The 12,065-nt window shown below is 58.0% G+C and carries 6 protein-coding genes; all 6 read right to left on the bottom strand.

Translation table 11 applies throughout. The features are described from left to right. Positions 1–387 precede the first annotated feature (387 nt). On the bottom strand, positions 388–1,485 hold the full coding sequence (locus IPI01_19330) for a T9SS type A sorting domain-containing protein (GenBank protein ID MBK7259908.1): 1,098 nt from the start codon (positions 1,483–1,485) through the stop codon (positions 388–390). Between the two features lie 1,938 nt (positions 1,486–3,423). Beyond that, positions 3,424–4,635, bottom strand: coding sequence for a hypothetical protein (locus IPI01_19325; protein MBK7259907.1), 1,212 nt, complete (start codon positions 4,633–4,635; stop codon positions 3,424–3,426). A gap of 92 nt (positions 4,636–4,727) precedes the next feature. Then, a complete protein-coding gene (locus tag IPI01_19320) occupies positions 4,728–6,998 on the bottom strand; it encodes a T9SS type A sorting domain-containing protein (protein ID MBK7259906.1) in 2,271 nt (756 codons plus the stop codon). A 371-nt stretch (positions 6,999–7,369) separates the two neighbouring features. Beyond that, positions 7,370–8,869 carry a T9SS type A sorting domain-containing protein gene (locus IPI01_19315; GenBank protein MBK7259905.1) on the bottom strand — a complete coding sequence of 500 codons (1,500 nt, stop codon included), beginning with the start codon at positions 8,867–8,869 and terminating at the stop codon, positions 7,370–7,372. A gap of 80 nt (positions 8,870–8,949) precedes the next feature. Next, positions 8,950–10,455, bottom strand: coding sequence for a T9SS type A sorting domain-containing protein (locus IPI01_19310; protein ID MBK7259904.1), 1,506 nt, complete (start codon positions 10,453–10,455; stop codon positions 8,950–8,952). Positions 10,456–10,853: 398 nt separating this feature from the next. After that, positions 10,854–11,951, bottom strand: a complete 1,098-nt coding sequence (locus IPI01_19305) for a transglutaminase domain-containing protein (GenBank protein MBK7259903.1) — start codon at positions 11,949–11,951, stop codon at positions 10,854–10,856. Positions 11,952–12,065: the final 114 nt, after the last annotated feature.

Genomic DNA, 12,065 nt, shown 5'->3' with positions numbered 1-12,065 from the left:
GGTACTCTCCATAATTATCCATTATCCATGATCCATGGACAATGGATAATTGCTTTGTGCCCCTAGATACACACATCCCCCCCCTTCTTCAAACCCAAAGTATCAACGTGAACTGCAGTTCAAAGCAAGGCCCGGCGAACAGCCGGGGCCTGGGGATCGATGGACCACTTAAGACGGACCTTCACGCCCCGGTGGCTTCGGGGGTGTGATTCCGCGACGTTTGAGTTCCGCTTCGATGGATGCGGGCAGGTCTGTCCGGCATGCACATGCCTTGCGGTGGGCAATATGCCATGCTACACGCTCGTCTAATGTGGCACGAGCGGGCATACGGTGCGCCCGATGCTAGGCAGCATTGATCTTCGGCATGGTCATCTTCTCTTTTCGGAATCAGCGGATCAACAACGATCGCTTCGTCTCTGTAAACACTTCCGTTCCCCCGTTGGAGTCGCGCCCAGGGACGGCATCCAAAGGGCGGACCTGCAGCGTGTAGAAGTACACCCCGCTCGGCAGTCGATCCGCATTGAAGATCGCTTCGTGGTAGCCCGCGTCCTGTTCCCCGTTCTGCAGCGCGGCAACCTGCTGGCCAAGGGTATTGAAGACAGTCAGCGTCACATGTGATCGTGCCGGCAGCCCATAGCGGATCGTCGTCGATGGGTTGAAAGGGTTGGGGTAGTTCTGCGAAAGAATGCTCGCTTCCGGGTGTGTGGGAGGCACCAGGTGATCCGCGCCAGTAAGGATGGGCACGTGGACTGCGGTTTCTGAGATGATGGTCACATGATTTCCGCTGCTTCTGAAGAAATACGTTCTGTCAGCCAGTCCCTTCTGCTCGACGAAATGCAGGCTCTGATACCTATCCGGGTCAGGAGGTTGTTGATACTGCTTCAGAGTGCGCGACGTATCCTGCCAGAATCGATACACAGGTTCACGACCCGACCATTGGGGGACGGGCTGAGAGTCCGGCAGTTGCGGAAAGAACCACACTCGTGATTGACAGAGCAATTCATGGTTTCCTGTGAGAGACTCTGTGAGGCTTATCGGCGACGTCGAGGTCTGCCAGTACGTCGAGTCGTGCAGGACCGTTCCGAGCACGTTTTCGCTCCAATGATGGTGCATCAAGGAGGTCTTCTCACTGATGGTCCAGACCCTTGTCGTGTCGTTCGAATAGGACCCATCCATGATATCATATGATACGGTTCCCGAATCGACATCCCATTCTTTTCCCCCATATGCATAGTAGTACGAGCGGGAATACGCATAGAGATATCGTATCCCCTTTCCCAGGGGAAAGAACTCCACCGTTCCGTTCGTTCGCGTGTCAAAGCTCCGCGCCTGTGAAGCCCGCCCTTCCAAAGAATCGAAGAGCGCCTGCACGCGCCAGATGTACCATGTATTCGGATTCAGCGCGATAGTGGTTCGCGACGTGTCCACGAGGACGGTATCATCGACAACGTTCGGCACGGCAAACGTGGCACCCCTCGACACCATGATACGATACCCTGTCGCCCCCGGGACCGGATGCCACTTGAGAACTGCTCTCAGGGGGACGCCGGTCGCACCGTGACGGGGAGCATCCAACAGGGGTGACTGCATTGAGGTGAAATGCCAGATGTCAGAAAATGCTCCGGATCCAAAATCGTTCTTTGCCTGGACCCGCCAATAACATCTCGTCATGAGAGCGACGAATATCTGTCCCGATGTATCCGCGACTGTCGAATCGATCGACGGGGACGCAAAGGATGGATCGGGAGCAACCTGGAACCTGTACGATGAGGCACCTGGCGCCGGGTGCCATTTGAGCTCGGCAGTTATCCAGTAGACAGATCCATTCAAAGCCGGCGAAATGAGAACAGGGGCCGGAGGGGCGTCTGCGGTCACCTCAAAGGACCATACGTCGCTGTAGGCACCTGGGCCATGAGTATTCCACGCAGCCACTCTCCAGAAGTACTTCTGACTCACATTCAAATTGTTGAGTTGAAGGACGGTATCGGAATATGCGGCGCTGTCAACAAGCACACCACTCATGAAGGTAGAGTCTGTTCCAACCTGGACATGGAAGAAGCTGGTCAGATCAGGTCTTTCCCATTTGAGTAAAAGAGAGGTTCCTTGTGCGGTTGCGTTGATCGCAGGTGAACGCAGAACAGGAGGCCCCGGCGGTTGTACAAAATCCATCGCAGTTCGTCTCCAGATTCTTCCGTCTGAGCCGGCAAGGATCGTCTGCCCGTGAACGGCCATCGCAAAGATGGCAGTATCGGTCAATCCCGCATTGAGTGACATCCAGCTTCCCGCGCTGTCGACCGAAACAGACACGCCACCCATTGTTCCGGCCAGCAGATATCCATTCTTCGCGACCAGAGACCGTATCGCCAAATTCGTGAGTCCGGCATTCATCCTCTGCCAGGTTGTCCCGCTGTCCGATGTCAGGCGGACACCATTGTACGTTCCTGCGATCAGATGCGGACCCATTACTGCAAGGCTCCACACAGTCCCCAGGTTCGTCGTTGCACCCCAGGAAATTCCATCGTCCGTTGAACGATAGAGCATGCCGTGATACCCCTCCGTCCCCGCCCAAACGGTGGCTCCATCCAGTAAAAATGAGTATGTCAGACGGGTATACCCTGAAGGCAGTGTCACTTTGGTCCAATTCGTGCCGTTGTCTGACGACCGGAATATTCCATTCAAGGTCCCGGCAAAAACGAGAGAATCCCGTGCAGCAAGGGCGTACACCCGGACCCGGGAGAGGCCCTGATTGATCTCCGACCAGAAATCACCGTCATTCGAAGAGATGAATGCCCCCGAATCAGTGCCGGCGAAGATATGTGAGCTGGTGGCAGCCAAAGCATGAACCCGCAGGGTTGTCAACCCCGTATTCGCCGGGCTCCAACTCGCACCCCCGTCAGTCGAGCGGCAGACTCCGTTGCCGATTGTTCCAGCATACGCCGTAGTAGCAGTCGAAACCAGCGAAGTGACTTTCTGCCCGAGCGCAGCTGATTCCCACTGGGCCTCTGTCCGCGTCGTGCCACAGAAAGTTATCACCAGCATGAAGATGATGAGCTTCATTTTTTCCATACGTGTACCCCCTGATCGAGAGAACTCCACCGGCGGGAGATCAGCAAGTAGAACATCTGCTGAGTAAAAAAAAGAAGAGCCTCCCCAGCCATCGGGGGGCGGCGTCAGCATCGTGTCTCCCCCGAGACTGATAGAGAAAGATGCAGAATGGAATCGGGATTGTCAAATCCGGTGTGAATCCATCGGTCTATCATGGATACCACGCCAGTTCAAGCGACGCCCGCCTCAGGGATGCGGTGAGGACGACCGCACAATGCTCTCCGCATTGGACATCGACACCGATCAAAGGCTCCAGTCTGAACCCCCATTGGCTCTGATCACTTCTCTCCCCGGACACGGCATGGTATGTCTTCGAGGCTATCCGGGGCGATCGTTGCGTACACATAGTTGTACGCGAGAGAATCTTGCCCGGACCAGGCCGAGGCTTCCACCTGCGAACAACGACACTGCGTCAATAGGATACCACAGGGGTATCGTTGTGCTCATCTGAAGAGTCGATACGGAATGCACGGTGGCCTCCATCATCGTAAACGACGCGGCGGGTTGAATACTGTTGGCCACGATCTCATCAGCCGGCTGCCGACCGTCCCCGGTTGCCCATGCATACGATGCGGAGACCCGGAGCCGGTTCAACGGCACCAATGCATCGCGCAGAGTGAACGCATACGCAGTGCCGATCATATACATCCATCGATCGAACCTCGCCTTCGCATCGATCGAGTAAGAAACGGGGGGCGACAGTCCTATGGACCTCGAGAATACGGGACTCGACAGGTAGAGGCCGCCGAATGAGATACCAAAGGAAGAGCCTGGCCGATCACCGGCATACCGGTAGGTCAGGTAGCGTGAAAGGAACCGGAGGGAATCCTGGAGGGTCGTCCTATCGATGACATACCAAAGTGAAGCGTACTCCGTCATCACCGATGATGGATAGCGCTCCGTGTCTTCCTGTCTCCCCTCGAAGTGACGGGAGAGTGACAGGAATCTCTGGCGGATCGCATCTTCGGCAAGTACACGCCGCGACGCCGCATCACCGTGCACACCGGTCCGGTGTAACCCCCTGCTCTCATAGAACATCGCGATGACGCTGTCGCGAAATCCCGGGCGGATGGGGTCAGGGTCGTCGGCCTGAGCCATGAGAGGTCCGACAAAGGCCGGGGGCGGGAAGGAGAGCATCTCGTCGACGACGGAACGCCCTTTTTCCACAAGGGAGTATTCGTTGACGTCCTGTGTGAGAAGGTGAAGTTCATGCAACGCCCAATCGCGGCGCTGCTCAAGGTATGCATACTTCAGATCACGGAGTCGACGGCCGGCTGTGAGGGCGGACACTTCGTCGTGATCACAGAACCGGAGCTGCAACATGGCGATGTAGTACGAGATCAGTTCAGGGTGGATCGCTGCATACATCTTAATATTCGTCCGCGCCATGCTGGCCAGAGAGACGGAGTCCCGGACCGCCGCCGGCAAAAGCGGCTCGTAGAGTCTAAGGAGATCCTGTGAGCATGTGGTCGAGACCCCAATTGCGAGTGTGCCTGCACATACCATCAACCAGCGATGTATCCAGATCATGTTCTCGTTTTCTCAATTTGCGATGCACAATTCGGCCGGGCGCGTGGGCGGAGAGACCGGACCCGCCTCCTCCCGGCCGCTGACAATTATTCTCAACGCACCAGAACGCACTTTCTGGTCTGCCTGAAGACTCCTGCGTCAAGACGATAGAAGTACACCCCGCTCGGAAGTCCCGACGCATCGAACCGGACCGCATGGGGTCCGGCAGCGTACTCTCCGTTCTGCAATACCATCACCTGCTGTCCCAGGATGTTGAAGACTGCGAGGTGTACATGCGTGCGGGCCGGGAGTTGATACGTGATCATCGTCGATGGATTGAACGGGTTGGGATAATTCTGCTCGAGCCCGTATGCCGATGGGATTCCGGTCGAAGGAAGTACATCGGCCACCGCCGCCTGGGACCATGGACGCCGGCGCAACCACCCGGGCCCGGCGTACACGTACTCTTCATCTGCCGTCAGAGGTGCTCCGAAGGAGAATCGATACGATCCCTCCCAGAATGGGTCCCAATGGGTTCCCCCTTCAGTGGAAGTGAGGATGTCGTTATCCGTACACACTGCCATGGAGACATGTGCGGGGTCGATGCGTGACCGGGTCACGGCAAAACCACGCACGAAGACCGCGTTGAGATCACCCGTCCTGTCCTGCCACGTAACACCATCGTCGGTCGACCGATACACACGTGCACTGTCGTCCGTGACAACAAGCGTTCCGTCATCGAGATATTCCACAAAGTGCGTTCCCTGTGTGCACAGCCAGAGGTCGGGACCCAGCGAACGCATGAACTTGCGGCCGGCGTGCAGGACGCCGCTGGCGATGTCCTGCCATGTCGCTCCGTCATCCGTCGAGCGGAAGAGCGTCTCCCACCCGCCAGCAAAGAGGACACGCCCTCCCGTCTTCCCGCGGAACGCGTCAAGCGAAATGATCAGAGTATCCGTCAATCCGGGAGTGTTCATCTTGGTCCACGAAGCACCGCCATCCGTTGTCCGGTGGATGCCAGCGATCGTATCGCCAGCCGCATGGTAGTATCGCGAGCTCTGTATCGAAGCGAAGACCCGGCCATCGATCTCCGCCACCCCGAGCACGACATGGGGCGTCAGCGGACCATCCGACACCCGCAAGCGGGTCCAGGAGGCCCCGCCATCGGTGCTGCGGTCCACCTCAGCGGAATCGGTCCCGATCACGATTTGGTCGTGTCCGGTCAGACTCGTATCGCAAGAGACGGCAATGGCTGTGACGTTGGGCCAGGAAGTATGCTGGCGCATGCCGATCCAGCTCGAACCGCGATCCGTTGATGTGAACAAGCGCGAATACAGCCGTGGCGTTGCATTTTTGCTGGAGGTATGTCCATTGGCCAGAACCTGAGTATCGCCGAGCGGACCCACAGGATACCACGTGGTACCAGCATCGAGGGAGCGGAGCAACATCGTCCCATTGGCAAGCAACAGGACGGTGTCAACGGACGCAATCCCTCCTACGTGACTGTACGACAGCCATGACGTGGTGCCCGGTGTCCACCCCGTATCACCCGGCGCCCGGCGATAGTACTCGCCGGAACAGACAGCGAACAGGATCGGTGCAGCACCGGTCGCGGATGTCGTTATCGGCACCAGTGACTTGATCTCCGACGGAACTTCCTGCTCATACTTCGCCCACGTCGCACCCGCATCCGAGGAACGGTACACACGCGTGCCACTCGCGGCGAACGCATCCCTCCCTACCGCGGCAAGAGCCGTGACATTCGTGTCGGTGATGCCGGTGCTCGAAGACGTCCACGATACCCCGTTGTCCACGGAGCGGAATACCTTCTTGTCCGACGTCGCAACAAGAAAGACCGAATCGATCGCTAGCGCCGTTGTCAGCGACGTTGAAGGCAACCCTGCGTTCGACGGGACCCATTGCACGCCGGCATCCACGGACCGGTAGACCCCGTGTGTTGTTGTCGCAGCGATCAGGATCCCATGGGCAGGGTTTCCTGTGCCCCGCGAAAACGCGAGCCCCACGACAGTCTCACTCTCGATCGCTCCCGGAACCGTTACCCAGGTGATCCCGAGGTCCGTTGACCGGCGGACTTTCCGGTTAAAGAGGATCACGGGAATGGTATCCTGGCTTGTCTCGACCACAGCGTACGCGTGCGAACCATTCCAGAGCGTCGACTGCCGCCAGCTTCCGCCTCCATCGGTCGATAGCGCCAGCTGCTCATCCGGGTAGACACCGTTCACAAAGAGCCAATGCCCCGACCTGCCCACAGCGCCTATACTTTGTGCCGGCACGCCGCACGCGTATTCCCATTGTGCCTGGGCAACCGGCGCCGTCAAGAGAAGAAATCCAGCGACAACTTGAAGCAACGTTGATCTGAGCATACGGTGCCGCTCCTTTCGTATTCCGTAGACCACAGAAGGGTCTCTTCACCGGGGTGACGCTTTAAAGATCACCGCACGTGCTTTCACAAACGACAAAGGGCTCCTTCATCGCAGCAGATGAAGAAGCCCTTCCTCACAGAACATCGTGCGTCCCCCCAGCCGCGTGACACCTCTAATGTACGACGGCCATGCGACAGAATCAACGCTTGACATTCTCCCCCGCCTCCACGTCACATCGCACACTGCGAATGGTGAGCGCTATGTGCACACACACACCCCCTCTTCAAACTCAAAGTAATGTCGCGGAATTGCATTCAACATCAACGGCCCGGCAAAGAGCCCGGGCCTCTTGCTGAAGCCGCACGCCACGTTCAGCGGATCAGCAGCAACCGCTTCGTTTCGGTGAACGACCCCGCGCTCAAGCGATAGAAGTACACCCCGCTCGGAAGGTCTCTTGCGTCGAAGCGTACCTCATGAGATCCCGCATCCTGGTCCCCATGCTGCAGGAGGGAAATCTGTTGCCCGAGGACGCTGAACACGGAGAGCGTCACTCGCGCGCGGCGTGGCAGGGCATATCGGATGATCGTGCTCGGATTGAACGGATTGGGGAAGTTCTGTTCCAAACGGAATCCGTCCGGAGCGGCCAGTTCAGGAGGATGCGATGCGATCGCACGTGGGCGCTTGAGCCGGATCGCCGGATCTCCAAGATATGTGAACCTCCTGCAGAGCGAAGAGGACAACGAGTCTTTGGTCTGCTGGAACGCCACGCCTGCAGACGCCGTCAGCCCTGTCCGGAGCCGCTGCAATGTGCCGCCGACCATCTCGGCGGATATGGACGAGTATGTGATGCCCTGTGAGACGATACAGGCAATCGCCCCACCCAACGGGTTACGGAGCAGTCGCACGGCCATGGAAGGCCCCGGGGCGTCGAACCGCATTGCACATCCGACCGAGAGTACAAGCGGAAGACGTGGCCCATTCCGCAACGAATCTGCACTCACAGCGGTGAAGTAATGCCGCGCAGACCAGTTGTAGGCATTCGCATGTCCGGAATACACGACCAGCGCAGCGCCTTCATCCCAGAGGTGCCGGAACGAAAGGGAATCCCGATAGCGCGCGGAAAGTGAATCCATGACCACCGAAATCGTATCAGTCCATACCGGGGCAACCTGGTTCTGAAAGCGTCGGAGGTCGTCCACGAAGATCTGCCCATCGAGCTCATCCTGGTCCGCCAGCCCGAGGCACGTGCTCCACCACGGTGCCGGGGCTGCTCCCTCATAGCCGATGGTCTTATCGACCATCGCTGCGATCTCCGGGCTATTCCACCCCGGAAGCCGGCCAAGGGCACAACGCATGCGACCGGTCCCCCACTGGTCCAGAGGCCCCTCGACGAACCAGTGATCAATGCATACGGTGTCCGCATATCCGAGGTAGACAAAGCCAGGGATCTCCGGCTCAACATGTGTGGGCATCCAGTTCACGTTGCCGACGAGGAGCACATAGGCTGCACGGGGAGGAGCCCACTCCGTGAGCGCACACTCAAGGAAATCCTTGATCGCAGAGTCCGGTGTACTATGTATGGTGAACTGTGTAAGGATGGAATCGAGATGGACGACCAGCGCAGTGATGCCATCGTGCTCGCGGCGGAAAGCCGCCAGGCGTTCGGCATCGGCAAGGTATGGTGCAGGAGAGATAACGAGGTAGTCCGCCTGGTTCGCCTTGCTGTGGAGATCAACGGCGTGAAGCGGTGGAACAATAAGAACGATGCTCAGCGCGGAGAGGGCCGACAACCACACCCTCCATCGATGGATCCTCATGGTCTCTTCCTTCCTGTAGTGTCCACACGGCGGGGCGTTGGTCCCGCGTGCCATCGATCCGTCCTTCACAATGCTGACATCATCAAGCTCCTGCGCGAACGGACCGGGTCTCTTGCTGAATCCACACGCGACGTTCAACGGATAAGCAGCAAGCGCTTCGTTTCGGTGAACGACTCCGCGCTCAAGCGGTAGAAGTACACCCCGCTCGGGAGGTTCGTTGCATCGAACGTCACTTCGTGGTAGCCTGCACCACGCGTTCCTTCTTCAAGGATCGCCACGCGCTGACCGAGGGCGTCGAATACCGTGAGACGCACATCAGCCTGAACGGGAAGGCCATAACGAATGACCGTGGTCGGGTTGAACGGGTTCGGATAGTTCTGCGAGAGCTCCCAGATACGTGGTTGCTCCGCGATCCCACCTGGCACACCCGTTGCCACCGCACCATACTCAAAAGCCAGCGAGGCATATCTGTGGAAATCGGTGATATTGCCAGCGGCATCCATGATACGGACACCTGTATACCCGTCAGTCAAAGTGGTCCCGACGGAGGGGATCCAGGCCGCTCCCGCCCACTCATCGGCTTTGGATGTCAGCATATTGCCGGAACCGTCGTACGCTGACGAGATCTGCCATGCCGGATGCCAGGTGCCATTCCCATAGGACTCCCGTACGCGCTTCAGTTCGTTGCCCTGATAATCATAGGTGAAGGTCACGCGCCACGATGGCGTCATGACCCCCTGCAACAATTCCTCATCTTCACTCCGCACAAGCCATTCATTGACGTCGAACGTGTTCGTGGTCCGGGTCGCCCAGCTGAGTATGCCCTTCGACCATTCCTTCCACTCCATCGAATACATCTTGAAAGCACCATCCGTTCGTGCAACCATAGTCGCGGAGTCGCCCCAGACCCCATCCCTCCGGTACCGGCTCCGGTGATTCTCCTCGATGATCGATGTTCCGGTGTAGGTCGACGTGGTCATCGCTGTCGTGTCCCACTGCCCGTGGGCCCATTCCTCGTCGACGGAAACGATCCGCTGTCCTGCGGCATTCCAAACATAGCTCCACCGCCAGGAATTTGTCCACGACCCGGTCCAGGACTGGACCGTCCCAGTTAGCTGCTTTCCCGGCGAGGCGTACGTGAAGAGCGTTCTGGAGTATGGAGCGAGCTGCCAGCCGCCCTGCTCAGACACATAGCTGATGACGTCTCCGGCATCGTTGTGTTCGTACGTCAATCTGCTCAGCGAGCGAAATGCCCCCTGAAGGTACTGCTCGACGTACACGCTCTTCGTCTTCCCCACAGCCGTGTACGTCCACGTCGTGCGAATGGAGTCGTTCCAGACTCCACTCTTGTGACACTGGATGCGTTGCGACTCGATCAATCCGTTGGGATAGTATGTGAACAGATATCGCTGGGGCCCGAGACTGGAGTTCTGGATCACCGTCTTCAACGATGCCAGTTGTTTCGCTCGGTGCGGCACGAAAGCGGGTGAGGTGCGAACATCGCCTGTGGTGGAGAGGTTCAGGACGGTCCTGGAGAGTGCTGAAGGTGTGGGACGATCTGGAGTGCCTGCTGATACCAACGATACGGCCCCCAGAGTTGCAAGGAGATACACTGTGATCGGCAACGAGAACCGGTTCATACTTGCCCCCAAGTGTTGGTGGTTGCGCTTCTTACTGGATACGTGTCCGAGACCTCTCGCCGGCGTGGCCCGCATCGATGAGAGTGTGTGATAGAGCGAGCAAAAATGAGCACACCGGATCATACGCTCCTTTTAAAAAGGCCGTACTGCGTCAACGCCTGCACGAGCTTGTGCGAGCATACGGATTGCCTCAATATCGACGCGGTGCACCTGGTCCTATTGAGCAATCGATAGCGAAGTGTCTATACCTGGGTTCCCCGCGAAGGTGAGGTTGACAGCGGGCAGATCAAATGAGGCGAGTCTTGTAGAGCCGTGACGGTCACACATCCCCCATACTTTTCACCGCCAAGATACAAGTGGACATTCAAAAAGTCAAGAGAAATAGCACGCGCCACCACTCACTTCCCCCAGAACACCTCAGGGTCATGGGTACACACCGGGGCAGCTGCGCGCGTCCGCGGTATCGCGCCGGCGTAGCTTGCGGGGGTGAGCAGAACCGGTCTACTGCCTTCTGCTGTCTTGCCGTAATAAAGAAGAGCGAACAGGTTCTTGGCCATATAATTGTACAGGTAGTGGGCCGCGGTCACCGGGCTGCGATGATTCCAATTCGCATCCTCGTTCAGCCGGAGCGGCCTGTTCTCGATCAACCGTTGCCGCACGTCACCAATCCCCAGCAATTGCCCCTGTTCATCCCTCACATACGCGTCATTCGTGGGATCCATCCATACCCACCGGCCGATACCCGGAAGATAGACCGCGTTGATCGAATGGCAGTCGTAATCGGTCGAGTCCTTCGGCAGACAAACGATCCGGCGCGCCCGGAATCCCAGCGCGGTGTAGCAGTCCGCAAGGATCGTCGCAAGAGAGCCGCAATCAACGGTAGCGTTGCTGTCTGCGATGCATTTGCCCATGAGATCCCCGGTTCCTGAAGAGGCGGGCGCATCCTTTGTGCCGTCGTGCGGGAAGGTCGTATGCACCCAATGAAGGATGTTGATCACCCGGACATCGTCGGGTCCGTGGCCGGCGACAGAATCGAGAGCAAAACGTGAACGGAGCGATCGCAGCTCGGGGGTATCGGCGGACCTGTAGAGGAAAGGAATGGTCGTGCGCGCAGGGTCTTTCGCGTACGGCCCGCCGGCGATCAACACCTCCAGGTAGGTGGGCTCATACCGGACCTCGGTCAGCGCTGAGTCCTTCCCCTGAAAAAGAATGACAAAGGTGAAAGGAGTATCGGTCCATACCACGCATGAGATCGAGTCAATGTCCGTGATGAACGTAACCGGCTCATTCTTCGCGTGTGTCTTGTACACATCCGGTGTGAGGTGGGGACTGATGCGCCACTGCCCCTTGCGCAACTCTCCCCCATCCCTGATATCCACAAGGGGATCATTCGCGCGGATCACAGGAACCCGGATCTGGCAGATGGCCGGCGTGGTCATGAAGATGAATACGATGACGATCAGCAGAGCAGCGAGGATGAACTCTTTCGTGTGCATGAGGTGCAGCGACCTTTCGCATGGAGATGATGAACCACCCTTGGAGCATTCCGTGTGCCTGTTCGACTCACCACAAGAAGGCGTGTACCATGATGACCGCCACGATCGATGTGC

This window comes from Ignavibacteriota bacterium, assembly GCA_016707525.1.
Taxonomy (GTDB): Bacteria; Bacteroidota; Ignavibacteria; order UBA10030; family UBA6906; genus JAGDMK01.
Note: the sequence above shows the minus strand (reverse complement) of the source record. Positions and strands in the feature narration are given on the sequence as shown.